The following is a 21,012-nucleotide window of genomic DNA, read 5'->3' as shown; positions in this document are numbered from 1 at the left end:
AGTCGTGAAGGTTTCTGATGTCTTCGCACACAGAGCCGCATATTGTTTACTTTTCTTCGGCCACAGAGAACACCAAACGGTTTGTTGACAAGCTGGGTTTCCCGGCCCAGCGCATTCCCCTTCGCCCTCGGGATGAACCAATCGAAGTGGCGCAGGAATACGTGCTCGTCGTTCCCACGTACGGTGGGGGAAACACCCGGGGGGCTGTTCCCAAGCAGGTCATTAAGTTCCTGAACGATGAGAAGAACCGCAGTCTATGCCGCGGGGTGATATCCGCTGGCAATACTAATTTTGGCACCGCATACTGTAAGGCAGGCGAGATAGTCGCCAGCAAGGTTGGTGTCCCACACCTCTACAGATTCGAGCTTCTCGGAACAAACGAGGACGTTTCGCGAGTACAAGAAGGACTGAGGAAATTTTGGTCGACAACTTCACCGACACAGGACTAGAAGCAGCTCTGGACCCCGAGCGTGACTACCATTCCCTGAACGCGCAGCTAAACCTGTACGACAAGGACGGCAAAATCCAGTTTGACGCGGACAAGAAGGCTGCTCGGCAGTACTTCCTGACCCACGTCAACCAGAACACCGTGTTCTTCCACGACCTGGCTGAAAAGCTCAACTACCTCACGACTGAGGGCTACTACGAAAAGGAGTTGCTGGACCTCTACCCCTTCGCGGACGTTAAGAAGCTGTTTCAGCAGGCCTACGCCTGGAAGTTCCGCTTCCCAACGTTCCTGGGGGCTTTCAAGTACTACACCTCTTACACCCTGAAGACCTTTGACGGTAAGCGCTACCTAGAGCGGTTTGAGGACCGCGTGTGCATGGTGGCTCTCTACCTGGCCCAGGGTGATATTGAGTTGGCGCGCCACCTGGTTGATGAGATGATGTCGGGCCGTTTCCAGCCCGCGACCCCCACCTTCCTCAACGCCGGCAAGCAGGCACGCGGCGAACTGGTGTCGTGCTTCCTTCTTCGCGTTGAGGACAACATGGAGTCCATTTCGAGGGCGATTAACGGCTCCCTGCAACTCTCAAAGCGTGGCGGTGGTGTCGCACTGTCCCTGACCAACCTGCGTGAGGCCGGGGCGCCGATCAAGCGCATTGAAAACCAGTCCTCCGGCGTTGTTCCAGTGATGAAGCTTCTTGAAGACTCCTTCTCTTACGCCAACCAGCTTGGGGCCCGCCAGGGTGCAGGCGCCGTTTACCTCAATGCCCACCACCCCGACATCATGTCGTTCCTGGACACCAAGCGAGAGAACGCGGATGAGAAGATCCGCATCAAGACGCTGTCTTTGGGTGTTGTCATCCCCGACATCACGTTCGAGCTGGCGCGCAACAAAGAGGACATGTACCTCTTCAGCCCATACGACGTAGAGCGGGTTTACGGCAAGCCGTTCTCTGACATCTCCGTCACCGAAAAATACCGTGAGATGGTCGATGATCCGCGCATCTCCAAGAAGAAGATCAGTGCGCGGCGCTTCTTCCAGACCCTTGCGGAAATCCAGTTTGAATCCGGCTACCCCTACATCATGTTTGAGGACACGGCGAACCGAGCCAACCCAATTGACGGGCGCATCTCGATGTCGAACCTGTGCTCGGAGATCCTCCAGGTCTCAGAGCCGTCGGAATACTACCCGGACCTTTCCTACAAACATGTTGGCAAGGATATTTCCTGCAACCTCGGCTCTCTAAACATTGCCAAAGCGATGGATTCAGAGGACTTCTCTGGAACCATCGAATACGCCATGCGCGCACTCACCGCCGTGTCGGACCTGTCAAACATTGAGTCGGTTCCCTCCGTTGCTGCCGGCAATGCCCGCTCGCACGCCGTGGGCCTCGGGGCCATGAACCTGCACGGCTACCTGGCGAGAGAGAGCATTCACTACGGTTCCCCCGACGCCCTTGAGTTCACTGGCACCTACTTCATGACCGTGGCGTATGAAGCAATCAAGGCGTCCAACAAGATCGCTAAGGAACGCCAAGAGAGCTTCGATGGCTTCGAACGTTCCAAGTACGCCTCCGGAGAGTTCTTTGAGAAGTACATCGAGGGCGATTGGGCTCCGAAGTCGGACAAAGTAGTGGAACTATTCGCCAAGTCCTCAGCCCACATTCCCACCCCTGAGGACTGGAAGGCGCTTGCCGACCAGGTTGGTGAGTACGGGATGTACAACCAGAACCTTCAGGCCATTCCTCCCACTGGCTCAATCTCCTACATCAACCATTCGACCTCGTCCATCCACCCGATCACTACGAAGATCGAGATCCGCAAGGAAGGCAAGATTGGTCGCGTCTACTACCCGGCGCCCTACATGACCAATGACAACCTTGAGTTCTATGCGGACGCGTATGAGATCGGCCCAGAGAAGATCATTGACACCTATGCGGCTGCAACCCAGCACGTCGACCAAGGTTTGTCTTTGACTCTCTTCTACCCGGACACGGTCACCACCAGGGAGCTCAACAAGTCCTACATTTACGCGTGGCGCAAGGGCATCAAGAGTCTCTACTACATGCGAATCCGCCAGGTCGCCCTCGAAGGGACAGAAATTGAAGGTTGCGTTTCCTGCATGTTGTAGTGAAACGCGCTACCAGATGAGGTAATCAGTTAGTAAAGTTATCTGATGGTCAAGTATTCGCGAAGTCTGGTTCTCAGCGCAGTTGCAGCATTCGGATTCTCCATGGCGGCATGTGCTGGTGGTGGGGAGGGCGGGGACATGCAAAGTGCAGGCGGCGTTGATGCGAACGGCAGCTCGGAAGCGACCTCGGTAGATTTTGAACAGGTGTCGATGGGTGACGTCCGCGATGCGGGTTCCGTGGTGAAGGCGACTCGGAAGCTCGGGTTGGAGGTTCTGGCTCATAGCCCCAAGGACACCCTGGTCACGTCACCCGTCTCAACCGTCGTTGCCCTGGCAACACTTGGAGCGACGGCAACGGGTGAGGCAGAAGACCAGTTCTCGGTGCTGCTAGGTGCCAGTGGCGAAGAGCGCAACAAAGTAGTCAACGCACTGCTTGGCACCCTTGATTCCTATCGTGTTCCTGCTGACCAGATCGACACGGAAGATCTTCCTGAAGAGCCGCAGGTTCACCTCGCAAACCAGATGGTCCTGGACACCGGCTTCAAAGTCGAACAGACCTACCAAGACGCCCTCAAACGCTGGTTCAACACCGGGACGGTCGAGGCCGAGCTCGGTGACGCGTCCGGCAAGAAGGTGCTGGATGAGTGGGTCCGGGAGAATACCGCGGGCCTGATTGAAAAGTCAGCAATTGAACCCGACCCCGACCTGCGCTTGGTTTTGCAAAACGCCATCGTCCTTGCCTCGCAGTGGCAACAGCCCTTCATGGCAGACATGACCGCGCCAGCCGAATTCCACAGCGCGGATGGCACCCTCATTGAGGTCGACTTTCTCAATGGCTCACAGCAGGTGAACTACGCCGAGGCAGACGGGTGGCAGATGGTTGAGCTGCCATACGGCAGTGATGGAAGACTAGTCGCCCACTTTGTTCTGCCACCGGAAGGTACGCCCGCTGCGACCGTGACCACGGACATTCTGGGGACCCTAGAGGGCGGCCTCGTTCAGAAGATGGTTGACGTCTCCATTCCTAAGTTGGATCTGAAGACGTCAGTGACCCTCAATGACCCGCTACAGAAGGCGGGGCTCACCTCGGTCTTCACGGATAACCCACCTGCGCTGCAGTACATTTCCGCCGCCGAGTCCCTGGTGGTTTCCGAGGTGATCCAGCAGGGATCGATCAGGGTGGATGAAGCGGGAACAGTGGCTGCTGCTGTGACAGAAATCGGGGTTCGCGCCACAATGATGCCCCCTGAGCCTGAGGTTTCCTTCGTTGCGAACCGGCCCTACCTGATGCTAATCACCGACACCAACACGGGTTGGGATCTGTTCCAGGTCCTCGTAAATAGCCCCACCGGTAAGTAGGCCGTGTAGCGACGTCGCCGGAGGACGAGGGCGCACCTAGCGCAGGCACATCCCCTGACTGCGCAGGACCGCCAGCATGTCCGTCTTCTCGGTCGGCCCGGTTCCCGGCTTGGTTTGCGCTTGCAGAGTGTAGGAGTCTTGACGCTTTCCGCCCTCGCGCAAGTCGTAGTAACCCTGGATGGTCTGGTCGTATTCCTCCATGGCAGCGAGGTATGACGGGTGCTCCCAATCGGGGTAGGTGTCTACGCCAGTCGTGACGTCGCGGGGGATGCGCGGCTTCTTCTGCGGCTCCTGGTTGGGGTGCCCAACCAGCATGCCCACCAGCGGGTATGTGAACTTGGGGAGCTGCAAGGCTTCGATCAGAGAGAGTGGATCCCTCCCGATAGAGCCCAGATAGCAGGTTCCAAGACCTAGGCTCTCGGCTGCCACGACCATGTTTTGCGCCGCAATCAGTGTGTCTTCAACCCCCTGGGTGTAAGCGCCCACTGTCTCAAGGGGGGTGAGGCTGAGGTCCGCAGACTCACGAATCCGCGCCAAACGGGATAGGTCAACCACGAACACAAATAGTTCGCCGAGGTCGCCACCGACGTAAGGCTGGCGTGAGGACTGGTAGATAACCTCGCGGATGGCAGGATCCTTGATCCGCAGCACCGTGCACGCCTGGTAGAAGCTGGTGGTCGGGGCGTGGCGGGCCACGTCCAACAGGGTGGCTACTTCGTCCTCGGACACCGGCTGCTCCGTGAAGGCACGGATGGTGCGGTGATTCAGCTGGGTGTCAATGGTTTGGTTGAGGACTAGTCCCGGATTTGTGTTTGCTTCCATACCCCCAACTGTATCCGCAACGTGCTCCGGTAGCAGTGCCTGCGCGGGAGCCGGATGAGGGCGGGTGATCTTCCAAATCCAGAAGACGTTGATCAGCGCGATTGAGCCGTTCATAAAGACAAAGGGCCAGTTGTAATCGATGACGGACGTCGTCGCCGCGATGGTGCTTCCAATCAGATTGAGAACCCTGAACCACATGACATTGGGTACCGCCAGTGAGACGACAACCAAAATGGGGCCAAGCCACCCGAACCAAAAAAGAAAATCCACCGCAACCTCCATGTCACATCGTGTGGGACGACGTTAGTGGAAATCGCCTTGTAGAACCAAGTTTCGGCAAAAAACGTGATCTAGACGTCTTTTATCTGCAGGGGTCGGTACCTGTTAACGGCGGCAGCTACATCAACCATTCGTGGGCGTGCCAAGAACGCCGGGTAGCGACGCGCACCAAACTTGGTGAGGGCGTCGAGTCCCGACTGATCGAGTTGCTGTTGGAGTTCTTCGAGTAGGTCGGCTAGGGGGCGGTTGCCGTCCGCGAGTTTTTCGAGGACGCCCCGCACAGCCCAGGCAATTGCCTCCGTCTGGCCCTGATCGACAATCTGTTCCACGTCGCTCACGTCAATCGCCTCTCGATCCAACGTGATGGTGTCGAGGCCGGACGTGCGGGTCTTGGGACGATCGGCGGCGCTGCGTGACTTCTCCGGGGCGCGTTGGGTGAGGGCGGGGAAGCCTGGAATATCACTGCGCACACGCGGCAGAGCCGCGCAGACTTGGTCGGCACGATCCGTCACGTCCTCGCACCTGTAAGAATCCATCTGCAGAACCAGGTCCGCCACATCCAGGTACGCGCCAGAACCACCCATGACCAGGATCAACGAGGTTGGGGTCGGGTTAGCTTGTGATGCGGTGGCGAGTCCCTGGATGCGGTCGATGAGGGGTGTGATGGGCTCTTGGGCAGCGGAAACCAGTTCCCGCATGCGTTCGTCGCGGATCATCAGGTTGGTGGCCGACGTGTCTTCGTCAATTAGCAGCAGGGGGGAGCGCAAGCCCAAAGCCTCGACAATAGACGCGGCCTGCGATGTGGAGCCCGAGGCATTCTGGGTGGAAAACGCCCTCGTGTCCGCGCCGGTAGGGAGGTGGTTTATGAAGGGGGAAACATCCACCTTCGTAATGGGGCGGCCATCCGCGGCGCGAATCTTCACGGCCTCGGGTAGTGCGGCGACCAGTTCGCGGCCGTCCCCGGGGATGTGTGCGTAAACGCCGCGTTGGATGGCCGACAACACCGTGGACTTACCGTGGTAGCCACCCCCAACGATCAGGGTGATACCCGGAGGGATCGCCATACCCTCCACCACTCCGGCGTGGGGGAGGACGACCGAGCGGCGCAGGCTCTCTGGTGATTCAAAGGGGACACCGTCTTCCAGCGGCAGTTGTGACACCCCGGAACGACGCGGCAGGATCGCGTTGTCATTGACGAACGCAACCCAGTCGTTGTCGCGCAGCGCGCGCGTCAGTGCAACGTGGTCCTCATAGGTACGGATGTGGCGGAGCAGGTCATCCAAGTAGTCGCGTGCTTCCGGGGACCAGAAGTCGAAGGCCTCGCCGACCGCGTCGGGCAGCTCGTCCTCGAAAATGGTGGCGGCTTGGCGTCCCTGTATGGTTCGCCCTCGGGCAGGAAGCTGCACTTGCATGCGCAGTTCAACCCGCTCGGGGGTGACGACTGCTGCAGAACGATCAAGGATTTCCTGGGTGGTGCGCACAATCGACAGCGCGGGGCGGCCGTCATGGCGGCGGATCGCGTCACCGAAGGCGCGGATCAAGAAGTCGCCGGTAGCAACGCGCTGGTCAGGTGTCGTCAGGGTCTCGGGCGGCAGGCCCATCTTGGAAGGATCCGCTGTGATGCGCAGGGACGAGGGCGGAGCATAGGGGTCCGACTGGACCCGATCCAGGTAGACCTTGAAGCCGCCGAAATCCCACTCCCCAATGGCGCGCTTGTAGGCGCCGTAAGAAGATCCGTCGATCTTGCGAAGAAGGGCTAGGAGGTCCTGCTGAGAGCCCGTTTTGGAGCTGTCATCAAACTTGCGGGGACCGGAGTTGGTGCGCTTGGAGTAGTTGCTCATGGGGACAGACTAGGTGATGTCGGAGGGGCTAGCTATCATCAGCGCATGACAATTACTGCTGCTGTGGATGGTTCCGCCCTCGGGAATCCGGGCCCTGCCGGTTGGGCCTGGGTTGTGTCCCCCGACGCCTGGGCTGCGGGGGGTTTTGACCGCGCGACCAACAATATTGGGGAACTCATGGCGCTGGTCCGCTTACTGGAAGACACGGCTGCGGCTGGGTTCGAGGACGAACCGCTGGTGGTTCTGGCTGATTCTCAGTACGTCATCAACTCTGTGACGAAGTGGATGCCAGGTTGGAAGAGGCGTGGATGGAAGAAGGCGGATGGCAAACCGGTGATGAACCGGGAACTGCTGGAGCGGATTGACAAGGCTATGAAGGGTCGGGATGTCCGCTTTGAGTGGGTGAAGGGGCACGCCGGACACGATATGAATGAGGCCGCGGACTTGCGGGCGAGGGCGGCTGCGGAAGCGCATAAGACCGGGCGGGCCGTGCCGACGGGACCCGGGTTCACTGAGACAGTCGGGTCGCGCACGGCGCTTGCGGCGGCCCGCGGTTCGGTGCGGGCAGCGGGAGGTACCTCTCGGGGGCACTCGCAGGCGCCCTCGGACGAATCCATTGTCGCGATTGCGGCGGCAGACGCGACACGGCGCTGGACGGATGTGCTGGCCAGTGCCCATTTGGACCCGGTGACCATCACAGAGCCTGGGAAGGCGCCGCTTCTGCTGTTGGATGCTGACTTGGCGTGGCAGGCACTCGCACTACTGGATGACGGGGGTGACGGCGGCGATGGTCGCCTGTTCTAATTGACCCATGCGTACTACTTCATACATCCAGCATTCCTGCCAGGTCCACGAGCACCGGCTCAACGTGCCTTTAGACCCGACGGGTCAGCACTACGGGGGCCGTGAGATTGAGGTGTTTGCGCGTCAGATTGTGGCTCCGGGCGGGGAAGATCGACCGTTGCTCGTCTTCCTTCAGGGCGGTCCCGGTGGTGCTGGACCGCGGGTAGGTAACTTCCGTGAGGGGTGGATTGGTGAGGCGCTGAGCGACTACCGGGTCTTGCTGCTCGACCAGCGTGGGACCGGACAGTCCACGGCTCTGTCCGCAGACGTGATCATGGGTGAAGATGACCCGGCACTGTTCACTTCCATGTTCTTGCAGAACCAGATACTCAGCGATGCAGAGGCGTTTCGTGCCGAGGTCGGCAAGGGCAAGAAGTGGTCGACTTTGGGGCAGTCGTACGGGGGCTTCCTTACTCTGGGCTACCTGTCGCAACACCCTGACGCCCTCAAAGAATCTTTCTTCACCGGGGGTTTGGCTGGCCTAGTGGGGATTGAGGAGATTTACAGGCTCACTTACCCGCTGACTGCCGGGCGCAATCAGACCTACTTCAAACGCTATGTTGAAGATGAACAGGCTATCCGCGAAGTGGCAGCCCACCTACGCGATAGTGATGAGAGGCTGCCGACTGGCGAGCGGCTTACCCCAACCCGGCTCAGGTCCCTGGGTCTTTCCCTGGGAGGGTCGATCAACTTTGACCTTCTGCACTACCTGTGGGAGGGTCCGTTTGAAATGCGTGGGGGGCAACGGCGTTTGACCAGCCGCTTCCTAGCTGAGGTCGGGGGCCACCTTTCAGGCGCGCTGTCTCCGCTGTACTGGGTTCTACAGGAAGCCATCTACGGGCAGACCACCGCTGAGGCAACCGGTGGGGGAACCAACTGGGCTGCGCTACGGCTTTCTTCAGAGTTTGAGGGTTTTGATTTGGACGCGGATCCTCTCGATCTGAGGGTTCCCTGGTACTTGACCGCCGAGCACCTGTTCCCCGCCCTCGTCGGTGAGGACCCCGCGACAGCAGCACTGCTACCGGTCGTTGAGTCGCTGGCACAGAGGGACGCGTGGCCGCAGACTTACGACCGGGACGTCCTCGCGCAGGTGGATGTGCCCAAGGCGGCGCTAATTTACGACGATGATATCTATGTTCCACGTGAGTTGTCGAAGCAAACGGCGAACCTAATGCCCAACACGCGGACGTGGGTGACCAATCGCATGCAGCACGATGGTCTGCGTTCTGGGGGCTCGAAGGTGTTTGATGGACTGAAAGAGCTCCTGGCTGAGTAGGTGGCGAGGATGGGCTAATGGAGTCGGGCCCGGGAAGTCGTTAGGCTAGGACGAAGGTCTAGCATGAAGCAGGATCTGCGGACCGCGTATGCAACTGAGAAATTGCGAAATGGAGGAGTCTCAATGTCACCTGAAGAGCGCAAAGCCCCACTGGGGGTTGGCAGCGAAACCGTTGATGGGCATGAGGTGTTTGAGGCCATTAACTGGAACAAGATTGAGGACGACAAGGACCTAGAGGTCTGGGATCGGCTCACCGGCAACTTCTGGTTGCCTGAAAAGATTCCGTTGTCGAATGACATCCCTTCGTGGAAGACACTCAGCCAGGAAGAGAAGGACACGTTCAGCAACGTCTTCACGAACCTGACCTTGCTCGACACCCTGCAGGGCACCGTCGGTGCGGTGAGCCTGATACCTGATTCCTACACCCAGCACGAAGAAGCGGTTTACACCAACATCGCATTCATGGAGTCGGTGCACGCCAAGTCGTACAGCTCCATCTTTTCCACACTGCTCAGCACTGAGGACATCAACAAGACTTTCCGCTGGGCCAAAGAGAACCCGCAGGTGCAGAAGAAGGCAGAGATCATCAACTCCTTCTACGTTGCTGATGACCCGGAGAAGAAGAAGATCGCTTCGGTGATGCTGGAGTCGTTCATGTTCTACTCCGGCTTTTACGATTCCCTGTACTGGGCGTCGCACGGCAAGTTGACGAACTCCGCCGACATCATCCGCCTGATCATTAGGGACGAGGCCGTTCACGGCTACTACATCGGGTACAAGTTCCAGGTGGCGTACAAGAAGGCTAGTGCGGAGCGCCAGGATGAGTTGCGCGGATTCGCCCTCGATCTGCTCATGGAGCTCTATGACAATGAAGAGCAGTTCACGGAGGATCTTTACGACCCGGTGGGGTTGACCGAGGACGTGAAGAAGTTCCTGCGCTACAACGCCAACAAGGCCCTGATGAACCTGGGTTTCGATGCGTTGTTCCCCGCTGATGCGACAAACGTGAATCCGGCGATCCTGGCACAGCTGGCCCCCGATGCCAATGAGACGCACGACTTCTTCTCTGGCTCCGGATCCTCCTATGTGATTGGGGAGATCGTGGAGACGGAGGATGAGGACTGGGACTTCTAGGACCGCCAACCTTAGCCAACGGTGGTTCGGGGCGGCGGGTGCGTCTAAGTGCGCGCCTCGCCATCTCCCGCCTTTGCCAACCTTGATGGCCACCAAATCGCCCGCCCAATGTCGTACGTCAAGGCGGGAACTAGCAATGTCCGCACCACGAACGTGTCAAGCAGCACCCCGAATGCAACAATGAACGCCAGTTGTACCAGGAAGAGGATCGGGATCACCGACAAGGCCGCAAAGGTCGCCGCAAGCACCAGACCCGCCGACGTAATTACACCTCCCGTGATGGTAAGACCCCGCAGAATCCCCTGCCGTGTGCCGTGTTTCAACGACTCCTCCCGAACTCGAGTCATCAGGAAGATGTTGTAGTCAATGCCGAGGGCAACCAAGAAGATAAACCCATACAGCGGCACAGCTGGGTCCGCGCCAGGGAAGTCCAAGACATGGTTGAACATGATTGCAGAAACCCCCATGGCCGTGCCGAACGACAGGACCGTTGTCGCGATCAACAAGATTGGCGCAACAATCGACCTCAGCAAGACCATCAAGATTGCAGTGATGACGACGAGGACTACAGGAATGATGAGGTTGCGGTCGTGGATCGACGCCTGGTTGGTGTCAACGGCAGTTGCGGTGACACCTCCGACGAGGGCGCTCGGAGCCGCGGCCTCGAACTCCGCTCTAATATCACGAACGGTCTGCCCCGCAGCATCAGAATCCGCCGCATCCGTCAGTGTTCCCTGCAGGAGCACTTGACCGTTCACAACAGTTGGTTCTGGACTGGGCGTCCCGGGTGGTCCGAGTGGTTGGATTCCGTCCTCTGTCACGGGCGCGCTTCCGCTGGGTGAGTCAGCCGCGGTGACCGAAACACTGTCGATGCCGTCGTTTGCTAGAAGAGTTGCGACCGCCGCTTGCATCTCACCATGGTCAACGATGATTTGCGCCGGTGATCCAGAACCGCCGGGGAAGTGCTCGCCCAAGGCGACTTGACCATCACGCGCCTCAGATTGTCCGAGGACGAGGTCGGATTGCGGGACCCCGACCGCATTCAGTTGGGTGACTCCCAGCGCCCCGATGAGCAGAACCATTGTGGTTGTCACCCAAATTGCTCGGGGGCGCCGCTTGATAACGTCCGCCAGTTTCGTCCAGATTCCTCGGTTCGGCAGTCCGCCCTCGGCCGCCACCACGACTGGTTCGAACTTGGGCACACGCGGCCAAAATGCTGCCCGTCCGAATGCAAAGAGAATGGCGGGCAACAGGGTTAATGCTGAAGCCATAGCAAAAAGGATGCCGATGGAAGCAACCGGGCCCAGGGTGCTGTTCGACTTGAGGTCACTGAGCAGCAGGCACATGAGGCCAGCAATGACTGTGCCCCCGGAGGCGAGAATCGGTTCGAAAGCTCCCTTGAGCGCTCCCTGGGTGGCCGCCCACTTGTCTGAGTGGACGCGCAGCTCCTCACGGTAGCGCGCCACGTAGAGCAACGAATAGTCAGTGGCTGCGCCGATGACCAGGATGAAGAGGATGCCTTGGGTTTGTCCGCTGAGCGCCAGGATTTCCCACTTCGCTAGCCACCACACGGTTAGTAGCGCTGCACAGAGCGCGAACATGCTGGTGGAGAGGACAGCAATGGGTAGCAGGAAGGACCTGTAGACCAGGATGAGGATGATCAAGACAGCCAGTAGTGCAACGCCGAGAAGGATACCGTCGATACCCGCAAAGCCCTCAACCAGATCGGACGTGAAACCCGCGGGTCCGGTCACGAAGACTTCAAGGCCGTCAGGTGTGGTGGACTTGAGTTCGTCGCTGAGTTGCGACACCACTTCAGCAATGTCCGAGTCCGTCGCGATGGGAACGAATGCCTGTGCGGCGAGGTCGTCTGCGGAGGGAATGAGTGGGGACACCTCCGTGACGCCCTCGGTGGCAGTTGCTTGTCTGAGGGCGTCTTCCAGGGCAGCAACCTGCGTCTCAGTCAGTGGTTCCGCGGCCGTGAAGACGACGATGGCCGGAATCGCGTTGGAGTCGTTGAATTCCCCAAGCAGAGATTGAACCTGGGTGGCATCCGCGCTTTCGGGAAGGTAGGTGGTTTGGTCATTGGACGCAACCTCAGACACCTTGCCAAAGTACGGGCCGCCGATGGCTGCAGCGGTGAGCCAGATGAGGACGAGGACGGCCGGAATGGCCACCCGTAACCATCGTGGAGCCGAAGATCTTTTTGTGGCTATCGTGTCCATATCGTCCCAAAAGTACCTAGATTATATAAATGCTAACGAGGCTAATAATAAACACATAATGAAATATGCGACAAGGTATAGTGTCCATATGGCGAATGAGGATGCGAACGTCCAGGCGGCAAGCGTGCGCCTCTATGACGTCAACATGAATGATCCGCACTCCGTCCTTGTCGATCGGTCTCATATATCCCCTGACGATCAGCGCCAAGTTACCGAAGTGATGAACGCCCTGGCCCGTCTCCGCGATGCGGAGCAGGGCTTGTCAGAGGCCTCCCAGCGTTACATGAAGCTGGGCAAAACGGACATGAAGGCGCTCCACTTCCTCATCGTCTCCCGGCACGCCGATGCCATTGTTACCCCCAGCATTATCGCCGCTCACCTGGGGATATCCACCGCGTCAACCACAAAACTTTTGGACCGGCTGGAAGCGGGTGGACATATTGTCCGTTCCCCGCATCCTACAGATCGGCGCGCTTTGGCCATCACCATTACGGACGAGACCAAGGAAGCGGCAATGCAGACTGTTGGGCTGGCTCAGGCGAGGCGGTTCAATGCGGCTGCCCGCCTCACCGCCGAGGAACGCGCTACCGTGATTCGGTTCCTCGACGACATGATTGGTGAGATAAGTGCGGGCAGCCAGGGGTGGGACGGGGCGGGGAATCGTGGTTCGGTTGGCGGCCGAGGCTAGGCTTCCGTCCTCAGCAACTCGTGTGTGTCGTCGACGCTCAGTGGTGGGACCGGGAGCGGCGACGGATCGCGGTCGGCGCGCAACCCGTCGAGGGTGATCCACAGGTAGCGCCGATACAGCTCGCTGGTGTCACTGCGGTCTGCGGGCTGGTGCCCGTCCTGAGCAACTGCCGCGACACTGCTGAGTGCCACCTGAATGAAGATGAGGTCGGTTCCCGTGACGTCTGCTCGGAGTTGCCCGGAGTTGCGGGCGCGCGCCGCGACCTCGTCCACCAGTGGGGCCAAACGGTCGCGGGTCTCGTCGTAACTGACGTTGCAGGAGTGGCGTCCGGTAAAAATCTGCGCCATTCCGCGGTCACGCGCCTGCATTGCCGTGGACCGCTCCAAGAAGAGGACGAGGCCGTCCCAGGGGTCCGGTTCGGCGAGGGCGTCAGCAAGGACCTGCTCCATCTCCTTGTTCTGCTGCTGCGAAATGGCGTCGATCAGCTCATCCTTGTTGGCGAAGCGACGGTACGCAGTGCCGACCCCAAGCCCGGCGTGACGGGCGACATCGTTGAGGGTTGCGCTGAGGCCGCGTTTGGCGAATAGGTCCCGACCTGCTTCTATGAGCCGTTCACGGTTGAGGGCGGCGTCCTTGCGGAGCGTTGGCTCCGCGGTGTCGGGTTCGGTACTTCCTGGTTCGGTCATGGAAATCACACTACCCTAAGCGGAGACAAACTATCCACTTACGTGTTACGCTCATGTAAACGGATAGAAACAATCCGTTTAGAGATTTTGAGTTTGAGAGGACCAGTCCATGACCACCACGCAGCCTCACTTCACGCTGAACAACGGCGTCACCCTTCCTCAGATCGGCTTCGGCGTCTACCAGACCCCTCCCGAGGAAACTATGGTGGCCGTGCAGGCCGCCCTCGAGGTCGGATACCGCCACATCGACACTGCCGCTGCCTACGGCAACGAAAAGGGGGTCGGGGAGGCGCTGCGCCGTTCCGGCCTCGACCGCTCTGACGTCTTTGTCGAGACCAAAGTTTGGGTCACCGACTACGGATACAACGAAACACTGCACGCGTTCGAGAAGGCTTCGGCGAAGCTCGGCCTCGAGCAGATTGATCTGCTCATCCTGCACCAGGCCAACCCGACCGAGTTCGACAAGACCATCGCGTCCTACAAAGCACTGGAAACCCTGCTTGCCGACGGAAAGCTGCGCGCTATCGGCGTCAGCAACTTCCTGCCGGTCCGTCTGGAGAGACTGCTCAATGAGACCGAGGTCGTCCCCACGGTGAACCAGATCGAAGTGCACCCCTACACCCAGCAGCGGGAACTACAGGACTTCAACCGTGCTCACGGGATCCTCACCCAGGCATGGTCGCCAATCGGTGGGCTTCGCACCTACAGTAACGGCGACACTCCGCTGACAAACCCGACCATCGTGGCGATTGGTGAGGCTCACGGGAAGTCGCCAGCCCAGGTGATGCTGCGCTGGCATATCCAAGAGGGCCGTCAGGTTATCCCCAAGTCGGTGAAGCCGGCGCGTATCGCGGAGAACTTTGATGTCTTCGACTTTGAGCTTTCGGGCGACGAGCTGGCCGCCATTGACGCCCTCGAACAGGGTATGACGATGGTGCCCGACGACATGGACTTCAGCAGTTTCGTCTTCGACATTCCGGAGGCGTGAGGAAGTCTGGGCGTAATACGCGCCCGGGTGGCCGAAGGCGTGGGCGGTGTTCCGCATGGCACGCGAGGTGTACGGCGACTGAGCCACGCAGTTTGGCTAGTGGTCTTTCAGGAGGCTCTCTAGGCGGGAGGCGACCTCAGTGACCTCTAAGTGGTCCGATGCGCACGCGACAATCACCTCATACCACTGGTCGTCACTGACTGCTCGATCGCTAATGCCGTTGCCGTTTAAGACCAGGCTTGCGAGCAGAAAGCCCAAGCGCTTGTTGCCGTCGATGAGAGGGTGGTTGCGCTGTACGGAATCGAGCAGAGCCGCAACCTTGGCCCATATCGTTGGGTACATCTCTTGGCCGCCCAACGTGGTCAGCGGTCTGTCAATGCATGCAGCCAACAGACCCCAGTCGCGCGATTCATACCCGCGCTGGACGAGCCATGCTTGGATGTCAGAGAACTCGGGCCACCAAACGGTCATTGGGCGAGGCGGTCAAGGAGGTTGCTTCGCTCCTCGCTGATCTGGTCTAGAAGGGCGAAGGTGAAGTTTCGGGCACGCTTGCGTTCCCATGCCTCTTTGACCAGCGATGCGATGAGCTGGTTCTTGGAGGTCGCCCCCTCTTCAGCCAGTTCATTCAGCATTCTGTCTTCTTCTGGTGAGAGCCGTAGTTGCATAGCCATGTCGTGATGGTACCACTTCAGTACCAAGGGTGATAGTGGTCGATTGCCCGAAGGTTGCAGGCCCCTCAGTCCTCGTATCGCAGTATGTCCCCGGGCTGGCATTCCAAGACGCGGCAGATCGCGTCGAGGGTCGTGAACCGCACCGCCTTCGCGCGTCCATTCTTCAGCACCGCGACGTTCGCCGGGGTGATTCCAACTGCTTCCGCGAAGTCGCCGACGCTCATCCCGCGTTCGGCCAGCATGCGGTCGATCGTGATGCGGATGGCCATCAGACGACCTCCTCCAACTCTGTGGCCATGGCGATGGCGCTCTTCAGGAGCGACCGCAGAACCAGGGTGATGCAGGCGAGGGCGACCAGGCCGAGGCAAGCCATCACCTGGATGAGCGCCAAGAACGGACTACCCGCCTGGCCATTGCTGATCACCACAAATCCTGCGACGATGAGGGCGGCCGCGCAAACCAGAGTGCCCACAAGCACATCGACCCACATAACGGAACGTTGTTCGAGGACGGTCTCTCCATAGATGCGCTGCACCAGCAGGGCGACCATCGCCAGGGCTACGAGGCCGAGAAACGTGAAGGCAATCGCGAGCGCCAGCAGCGGACCGCGCAAGTTCGCATACTCGGGAAGGCTGTCAGCGACGCTTGCGGAGACGCCGGGAAGTAGAGCGATTGCGCCGAGGCCGACTAGGGATAGTACGCCAAGAAGCACCTCGGTGGTGACGACAAGTGCCAACGGTGGGCGAGAGGCATCGAGATTCATACATCGATTATCGATAGAAATCTATCGAAAGTCAATAGGTTGGCTAGTCCCGGATCGATGGGCGGCTTGATGCTGCGGCCCCACATGCCCAAGGTCGCCGATGTCAGCATAGGTCGCCGACAATTCGCCCAAACACCGGCGACCTACGTTGTCTTCGGCGACCTTGGCGTGGTTTGGTGTCGACTTCGGCGACGTTGGCCACCCGCGCCCTAGTCCAGCAGTGCCAGCGCGGACCGCAACTGCGAGTCGACTGGTTCAAGGTTCATTGCTGACAACATTCACTCTGTCTGCGCGGCGGCCTTCAGAGCCAGCGCGGTCTGGCTGACGATCTCTGGCCACAGTGGGTCCAGGCTTGTCCGGCTCTCAATTCGCCCTCCAAGATCTTCGAGTTCATCCACTATTGATGGCACACACCAAACCTGCTTGCGCTTGCGGTTGGTCAACGGTTGCAACACCCCAACCTCCGCCAACTTCTCAATAGCGCTGTAGACGGACGAGGACGCCTTGCCAATGAGCTCTGACATCTCTTCAGCGGTGAAGAACGGGGTGTGTGGGAGCTCCGTGAGAATGCTGGCTGCGGCGCTGTTGCCGCGCGGTTTCCTTCCGGTGCTCTCTGCGTACTGTTCTTCCCAGTCCGCCGGCATCAGCGTCAGGTTCTGGGCCGTCACTCTGGATTCGTTTGCCGCACTGCGAGCTGCGAGTGCAAACATACGGATCAGTGGGCCCGCATCGCCCTCCCTGTATGCGGCAAGTACCTCAAAGTAGGTGTCCCGTTTTGCGACCAGCGCCGAAGCAAGAGGGACGACGACCTGCGAGGTCGCCCCTCGACGTCTGAAAACCGTGTTGATCAACGCCCTCCCGATCCGTCCGTTCCCGTCGGTGAAGGGATGGATCGACTCAAACTGGGCGTGGACGATGGCTGCTTGAACGAGGACGGGAACATCGCTTCTGTTCGCAAAAGCCAGCAGGTCCCCCAGGTAGTCTTCGACGGTCTCGGGCGGAGGGGGAACGTACTGCGCCCCGCGTGGCGAGTAGTCAGATCCACCGATCCAGTTCTGCACGGTACGGATGCGCCCAGCATCCCGCGCCTCGTAGGGGTCATCGGCCATGAGGATCCGGTGAGCTGAGAGGACCTTCTCAAGTGTTATTGGCTGGCCGCCTTCAACGGAGAGGATCAGGTCATTTAGCGCGTCCGCCGAGGCCACCATTGAGGTAGCGGAGGGGTTGGACCTGATTCCGTGAGCTGCTCTCGCAAAGTCCTCCACAGAAGCCTCGATGCGTTCGATTTTGGATGAGGCAACAGACTCTGCGCGGAGCAAGAGTGTTGATATCGCCGCCAGGTCCGGGCCGTGTTCGGCATCAAGCTGCGCAATAGCCGCGAGCGCGCCCTCGGACTCCGCTGCAACCAGCGAGCCGAGTCGCGGTTGGTAGTCGGCAATCGTCGGAGGTAGGCGCACGGTTGTCTGCCGCATCATGCGGTCTTCGCGACTCCCACCCCTTTGGCTTTGCTGCCAATTGACGGCGCGGCGGCCGTGGACAATTAATGGCACGCTTGCATCTGCGCTGTCCCCAAGTCGACCGGGCCCTGCTTTGGAGTCGGCCATGCTACCTCCTAAGTCGGAATAAACGCCCTTATATTCCGACTTAGACAGTATAACCCGGAATAAAAACCCCGCTATTCCGACTTAGGTTGTGCCTCCCCGAATGGCTCGAGGCCGCCAAGCCGTCTGTCGCCTAGGTTGTCGTGGGGCTCACCTTCCAGGTGGACCTCGCGCTCCAGCGAACCGTGCTAGCTTGAAACGTGTTTGCGGGTTTGCGTTCTCAGCAGTGCCTCCCGACATTTGGCAGTTCTGTTTCACGGGGTGATTTCAATTTTCAAGCGATCTTCAAGACTGACCGTTCCTCTATTAATTACAGCAGCATTAATGTTTGGCGCTACTGTTCCTGCGAATGCTGCGACAGAGGTTGTGGACGGTTGGTCGGCTGAGCAGAGGATTGGCGGATCCACCCGCTATGAGACAGCTAGTTTGGTTTCGCAAGCGTCATTTCCCAAGGCTGGGGTGGATACTGTTGTTCTGGCTTCAGGCCAGAGCTTTGCCGATGCGACGACTGCAGCTCCGCTGGCGGTGAAGCTTGACGCCTCGCTTTTGTTCACCGCACCCAACGCTCTCTCCAAAGCAACTGCTGACGAGCTTCAGAGGCTGAAGCCAAGCGGCATTGTTGTCATTGGCGGTGACGGGGCCGTGTCACAGAAGGTTGCCGAGGAGGCCGCTGCGGCCGCGAACGCCAGCAAAGTCGTGAGGCTCGGCGGTGCCAACCGTTACGAAACATCACTGCGAACCGTGGAGTATGGCTGGGGCGCCGATGGTGCCGACACCCTCTACATCGCAACCGGTAATAACTACCCTGATGCACTTGCGTTGGGGGCGGCTGCTGGACAACACCAAGCCCCGCTCCTGCTGATTGGTGACGGGAAGCAGCACGCGGATTCTGCCAGCAAAGTCGCAAAGAAACTTGGCGCGTCAAGCAGTTTCATCGCAGGTGGCCCTGCAATTGTAAGCAACCAGATCTCTAGCGCCTTGGCGGCCTCGACCCACGTTGTGCGGTATGCGGGATCTAACCGCTACGAAACCTCTGCGGATATCGCGAGCGGCCAGTTCCTCCCAACCAGGGGTGCATTCATGGCGACTGGAGAGAACTACCCGGATGCGCTGGCAGCCGCAGCTGCGGCAGGCCGTGAAGGTCAACCCTTACTTCTGTCCCGCAAGACATGCCTTCCGTCCTCGGGTCACACTGCTTTGAAGGATTTGCTGGTCGAGGATGTGACCCTGGTCGGTGGGAAGAGCGTTCTGTCTCCGTCCACCACGCCGTGCGACCTCAACGCACTTCCGCCCCGCGTCCAAGCAGAGAGCTGCAGCGGCGGCAACCTCCAGCCAAGCTCCGGCACCGTGCATATTCAAGACGCCTCATCGATGATCAACATTGGAGTCGAGACGTTGGGTCAGGCGCTGCCGACCGCCAAGTCTCAGGGACCTCTGCCCGTGTGTCTTTCCATTGGGACGGGGGATGCCACCTTCAAGAGTTTTGGAACCATCCAGGTTCAGGGCACATCCACTGCGCGCTGGCCGAAGAAGAACTGGACCCTGAAGTGGTATTCGGACAAGCAGCGCACCCGCCCGATATTGGTTCAGGTTGGCTCTTCTGTGCCGACTGACTCCTGGATTGCGAAGGCAGAGTGGATTGATCCAACACAGTCCCGCAACCCATTGGCGTTTGGCCTGTGGGAAGAGATGATCGCTAGCCGGAACAGTGGTTCTGAAGTCAGCCACTCCACCACAGCCAACAACCCCGGTGCGTTGGGATTCCCCCAAACCAACATCTCACGGGTCACCATGGATGGGAAGCACTATGGGATCTCCACACTCACCCTTGGCCATGATCCTGACAACTTCAACATCGACCCCTACAACACGTCGAACATATATATGGAGTTTGACGCCCGTGGCGGATACACGCTTGAGAAGACATGGACGAAGCTTGGCTCCGATGGCATAGGCACTTGGATTGACAACTATCTGTCGTCAACAGACCTGTTCACCGACGATCAAAAGTCGGCTATTGATGAGCTGTCGAGTGTCATCAACGGCAGCCAGGAGAACTTCGAGGCCCAGTTCGATAAGCATTTCGACAAGGGCAACATGATCGACATGCTTCTGATGATTGAGCTTCTCTACGACTGGGATGGGCGCGCCCAAGACCTGCAGGTAGTCTCTTACGACCTCGACAAATGGTTCTTCCTACCCTGGGATAAAGACACCACGTTTGGAATGAACTCGACCGGCAGACTGCTGGACCCGGCGGTAGAGACCAAGCTGCTGATGGACTATGAGAACGAGGACACGGAAGAGAAGCCTTGGTTCAAGACCTACCAGGCCTTCAGGCCCGAGGTCGAAGCCCGCTACGCACAACTGCGTGACAGTGGGATCTTCTCTGTTGAGAACCTCCAGCAGAAGTCAGCGAACCTACACGCCACCGTGCCAAGCGATGTGTGGACGGCGGAGGCGAACCGGTGGAACTCCCTTGGCCGCCCGTCCTCGGACGTGGTGTCGACCGAGCAGATCCTCACCTGGTTCGAAGCAAGGCTTGGAATGCTGGACTTGCACTTCGGCTATGCGGATGCCCCTGTGGAGGAGCAATCGACCGATGAACCGCAGCCCGACCAACCGCAGTCAGGCGAGCAACCCCAATCCGCCGACAACCACGACGCACAGTCGCGGGCTGAGGGGGCGCAGAGCAGGTAGGGGCCGAGGGCGGATTCCGGGTCATGGGCAGTCAGAACCCTTCGCGTCCTTAGCCGACGCTCTGCTCCCATGCTGAGAGCGTTTGTCCGTCCTGAGTTTTCCACTCGATGCGACCATTTGAAGAGGCTCGGCCGAGGGCGGTGGCGCTTGCAGCAGACGGTGACGAGAAGACGATGTCACGTGTCGCGACAGCAACGGCACCTTCAGAGCGGAGCGCCCCGTCGGCAAAGAGCTTGCTGCGAAGCTCCTGCCGCGTCGCGTGTTGGACTTTGGTGGCTTCGGCCCAGCTGTTCAGTAGGACATCCATGTTGGAAGCGTCGGCCTCTGGCAGTGGCGCCCCTCCCGTGGGTGAGGCAACATTCTCTAGAGAGACACGACCAACCTTCTTGGCGAGGTTGATGAGTGCTGATTCTAGGTAGCGCACGTGTGCCGAAGTGGATGTAGACCCTGGTGCGTCTCGCCACGTCCCACCTCAAATTTCTTGTCTTCCCCAAGGTTAGACAGGCGAAGGTGAGAATGTGCGGCAAAGCCGCAGATTGCGTCCCTCGGGTGCTCCACTCG

At 59.3% G+C, this 21,012-nt stretch carries 19 protein-coding genes; 9 read left to right on the top strand and 10 right to left on the bottom strand.

Annotated elements, in window-relative coordinates:
* Positions 1-17: 17 nt before the first annotated feature.
* Genes nrdI through IDL90_RS04800 form a run of 3 tightly spaced genes read left to right on the top strand, consistent with a single transcriptional unit; the run spans position 18 to position 3,934 of the window.
* Positions 18-449, top strand: coding sequence for a class Ib ribonucleoside-diphosphate reductase assembly flavoprotein NrdI (gene nrdI / locus IDL90_RS04810; protein ID WP_182141646.1), 432 nt, complete (start codon positions 18-20; stop codon positions 447-449).
* Positions 419-2,575 carry a class 1b ribonucleoside-diphosphate reductase subunit alpha gene (nrdE, locus tag IDL90_RS04805; protein ID WP_182141647.1) on the top strand — a complete coding sequence of 719 codons (2,157 nt, stop codon included), beginning with the start codon at positions 419-421 and terminating at the stop codon, positions 2,573-2,575. The genes nrdI and nrdE overlap by 31 nt, the downstream gene beginning before the upstream one ends.
* A 45-nt stretch (positions 2,576-2,620) precedes the next feature.
* Positions 2,621-3,934, top strand: a complete 1,314-nt coding sequence (locus tag IDL90_RS04800) for a serpin family protein (protein ID WP_187994552.1) — start codon at positions 2,621-2,623, stop codon at positions 3,932-3,934.
* Positions 3,935-3,970: 36 nt separating this feature from the next.
* Here IDL90_RS04800 and IDL90_RS04795 read toward each other — a convergent pair whose 3' ends face one another.
* Together IDL90_RS04795 and IDL90_RS04790 are read right to left on the bottom strand one after the other, a co-directional pair.
* Positions 3,971-5,026, bottom strand: coding sequence for an NADPH-dependent oxidoreductase (locus IDL90_RS04795; RefSeq protein WP_316930284.1), 1,056 nt, complete (start codon positions 5,024-5,026; stop codon positions 3,971-3,973).
* Positions 5,027-5,106: 80 nt separating this feature from the next.
* The gene (locus IDL90_RS04790; protein ID WP_187994551.1) at positions 5,107-6,876 is read right to left on the bottom strand and encodes an ABC-ATPase domain-containing protein; all 1,770 of its coding nucleotides are present in this window, start codon (positions 6,874-6,876) and stop codon (positions 5,107-5,109) included.
* Between the two features lie 45 nt (positions 6,877-6,921).
* Between IDL90_RS04790 and IDL90_RS04785 the strand changes: the two genes are divergently transcribed.
* From IDL90_RS04785 to nrdF, 3 genes are all read left to right on the top strand, one after another.
* Entirely contained in the window at positions 6,922-7,680 is a 759-nt protein-coding gene (locus IDL90_RS04785) for a ribonuclease H (RefSeq protein WP_187994550.1), read from the top strand.
* Between the two features lie 7 nt (positions 7,681-7,687).
* On the top strand, positions 7,688-8,995 hold the full coding sequence (locus IDL90_RS04780) for an alpha/beta fold hydrolase (protein ID WP_187994549.1): 1,308 nt from the start codon (positions 7,688-7,690) through the stop codon (positions 8,993-8,995).
* A 123-nt stretch (positions 8,996-9,118) separates the two neighbouring features.
* Positions 9,119-10,129, top strand: a complete 1,011-nt coding sequence (gene nrdF, locus IDL90_RS04775) for a class 1b ribonucleoside-diphosphate reductase subunit beta (RefSeq protein ID WP_182141652.1) — start codon at positions 9,119-9,121, stop codon at positions 10,127-10,129.
* A gap of 44 nt (positions 10,130-10,173) precedes the next feature.
* Here nrdF and IDL90_RS04770 read toward each other — a convergent pair whose 3' ends face one another.
* Positions 10,174-12,306 carry an MMPL family transporter gene (locus IDL90_RS04770; protein ID WP_316930283.1) on the bottom strand — a complete coding sequence of 711 codons (2,133 nt, stop codon included), beginning with the start codon at positions 12,304-12,306 and terminating at the stop codon, positions 10,174-10,176.
* Between the two features lie 136 nt (positions 12,307-12,442).
* Here IDL90_RS04770 and IDL90_RS04765 point away from each other — a divergent pair, with 136 nt between their 5' ends.
* Positions 12,443-13,042: a MarR family winged helix-turn-helix transcriptional regulator gene (locus tag IDL90_RS04765; protein WP_182142581.1), complete on the top strand. Its 600-nt coding sequence runs from the start codon at positions 12,443-12,445 to the stop codon at positions 13,040-13,042.
* Here the strand turns inward: IDL90_RS04765 and IDL90_RS04760 are convergent.
* Complete coding sequence (locus tag IDL90_RS04760) at positions 13,039-13,728, bottom strand: TetR/AcrR family transcriptional regulator (protein ID WP_187994547.1); 690 nt, start codon at positions 13,726-13,728, stop codon at positions 13,039-13,041. The genes IDL90_RS04765 and IDL90_RS04760 overlap by 4 nt on opposite strands.
* 109 nt (positions 13,729-13,837) lie before the next feature.
* Here IDL90_RS04760 and IDL90_RS04755 point away from each other — a divergent pair, with 109 nt between their 5' ends.
* The gene (locus IDL90_RS04755; protein WP_187994546.1) at positions 13,838-14,716 is read left to right on the top strand and encodes an aldo/keto reductase; all 879 of its coding nucleotides are present in this window, start codon (positions 13,838-13,840) and stop codon (positions 14,714-14,716) included.
* Between the two features lie 96 nt (positions 14,717-14,812).
* On the opposite strand, the gene IDL90_RS04750 is transcribed toward IDL90_RS04755, so the two are convergent.
* From IDL90_RS04750 to IDL90_RS04730, 5 genes are all read right to left on the bottom strand, one after another.
* Positions 14,813-15,187: a type II toxin-antitoxin system death-on-curing family toxin gene (locus tag IDL90_RS04750; RefSeq protein WP_187994545.1), complete on the bottom strand. Its 375-nt coding sequence runs from the start codon at positions 15,185-15,187 to the stop codon at positions 14,813-14,815.
* Entirely contained in the window at positions 15,184-15,387 is a 204-nt protein-coding gene (locus tag IDL90_RS04745) for a hypothetical protein (RefSeq protein WP_187994544.1), read from the bottom strand. The genes IDL90_RS04750 and IDL90_RS04745 overlap by 4 nt, the downstream gene beginning before the upstream one ends.
* 65 nt (positions 15,388-15,452) lie before the next feature.
* Positions 15,453-15,656 carry a helix-turn-helix transcriptional regulator gene (locus IDL90_RS04740; RefSeq protein WP_187994543.1) on the bottom strand — a complete coding sequence of 68 codons (204 nt, stop codon included), beginning with the start codon at positions 15,654-15,656 and terminating at the stop codon, positions 15,453-15,455.
* Positions 15,656-16,150: a DUF2975 domain-containing protein gene (locus tag IDL90_RS04735; protein ID WP_187994542.1), complete on the bottom strand. Its 495-nt coding sequence runs from the start codon at positions 16,148-16,150 to the stop codon at positions 15,656-15,658. Before IDL90_RS04735 ends, IDL90_RS04740 begins: the two co-directional genes overlap by 1 nt.
* 278 nt (positions 16,151-16,428) lie before the next feature.
* Positions 16,429-17,754 carry a Fic family protein gene (locus tag IDL90_RS04730; RefSeq protein ID WP_187994541.1) on the bottom strand — a complete coding sequence of 442 codons (1,326 nt, stop codon included), beginning with the start codon at positions 17,752-17,754 and terminating at the stop codon, positions 16,429-16,431.
* Between the two features lie 321 nt (positions 17,755-18,075).
* Between IDL90_RS04730 and IDL90_RS04725 the strand changes: the two genes are divergently transcribed.
* Positions 18,076-20,451 (top strand): cell wall-binding repeat-containing protein, encoded by a 2,376-nt coding sequence (locus IDL90_RS04725; RefSeq protein WP_187994540.1) that lies wholly within the window; start codon positions 18,076-18,078, stop codon positions 20,449-20,451.
* Positions 20,452-20,500: 49 nt separating this feature from the next.
* On the opposite strand, the gene IDL90_RS04720 is transcribed toward IDL90_RS04725, so the two are convergent.
* Positions 20,501-20,875 (bottom strand): DUF4357 domain-containing protein, encoded by a 375-nt coding sequence (locus IDL90_RS04720; protein WP_223175180.1) that lies wholly within the window; start codon positions 20,873-20,875, stop codon positions 20,501-20,503.
* Positions 20,876-21,012 lie beyond the last annotated feature (137 nt).

This window comes from Schaalia sp. JY-X159 (assembly GCF_014525425.1).
Taxonomy (GTDB): domain Bacteria; phylum Actinomycetota; class Actinomycetes; order Actinomycetales; family Actinomycetaceae; genus Scrofimicrobium.
The sequence above is the reverse complement of the archived record's forward strand: the minus strand, read 5'-3'. Positions and strand labels throughout refer to the sequence as shown.

What these genes read in the sequence shown, in the direction of transcription:
- IDL90_RS04750 (WP_187994545.1), bottom strand. Translation starts at nt 15,187, where the DNA reads ATGACCGTTTGGTGGCCCGAGTTCTCTGACATCCAAGCATGGCTCGTC.
- IDL90_RS04755 (WP_187994546.1), top strand. Translation starts at nt 13,838, where the DNA reads ATGACCACCACGCAGCCTCACTTCACGCTGAACAACGGCGTCACCCTT.
- IDL90_RS04780 (WP_187994549.1), top strand. Translation starts at nt 7,688, where the DNA reads ATGCGTACTACTTCATACATCCAGCATTCCTGCCAGGTCCACGAGCAC.
- IDL90_RS04745 (WP_187994544.1), bottom strand. Translation starts at nt 15,387, where the DNA reads ATGGCTATGCAACTACGGCTCTCACCAGAAGAAGACAGAATGCTGAAT.
- IDL90_RS04765 (WP_182142581.1), top strand. Translation starts at nt 12,443, where the DNA reads ATGGCGAATGAGGATGCGAACGTCCAGGCGGCAAGCGTGCGCCTCTAT.
- IDL90_RS04790 (WP_187994551.1), bottom strand. Translation starts at nt 6,876, where the DNA reads ATGAGCAACTACTCCAAGCGCACCAACTCCGGTCCCCGCAAGTTTGAT.
- nrdF (WP_182141652.1), top strand. Translation starts at nt 9,119, where the DNA reads ATGTCACCTGAAGAGCGCAAAGCCCCACTGGGGGTTGGCAGCGAAACC.
- nrdI (WP_182141646.1), top strand. Translation starts at nt 18, where the DNA reads ATGTCTTCGCACACAGAGCCGCATATTGTTTACTTTTCTTCGGCCACA.
- IDL90_RS04760 (WP_187994547.1), bottom strand. Translation starts at nt 13,728, where the DNA reads ATGACCGAACCAGGAAGTACCGAACCCGACACCGCGGAGCCAACGCTC.
- IDL90_RS04735 (WP_187994542.1), bottom strand. Translation starts at nt 16,150, where the DNA reads ATGAATCTCGATGCCTCTCGCCCACCGTTGGCACTTGTCGTCACCACC.
- IDL90_RS04800 (WP_187994552.1), top strand. Translation starts at nt 2,621, where the DNA reads ATGGTCAAGTATTCGCGAAGTCTGGTTCTCAGCGCAGTTGCAGCATTC.
- IDL90_RS04785 (WP_187994550.1), top strand. Translation starts at nt 6,922, where the DNA reads ATGACAATTACTGCTGCTGTGGATGGTTCCGCCCTCGGGAATCCGGGC.
- IDL90_RS04725 (WP_187994540.1), top strand. Translation starts at nt 18,076, where the DNA reads ATGTTTGGCGCTACTGTTCCTGCGAATGCTGCGACAGAGGTTGTGGAC.
- IDL90_RS04740 (WP_187994543.1), bottom strand. Translation starts at nt 15,656, where the DNA reads ATGGCCATCCGCATCACGATCGACCGCATGCTGGCCGAACGCGGGATG.
- IDL90_RS04730 (WP_187994541.1), bottom strand. Translation starts at nt 17,754, where the DNA reads ATGGCCGACTCCAAAGCAGGGCCCGGTCGACTTGGGGACAGCGCAGAT.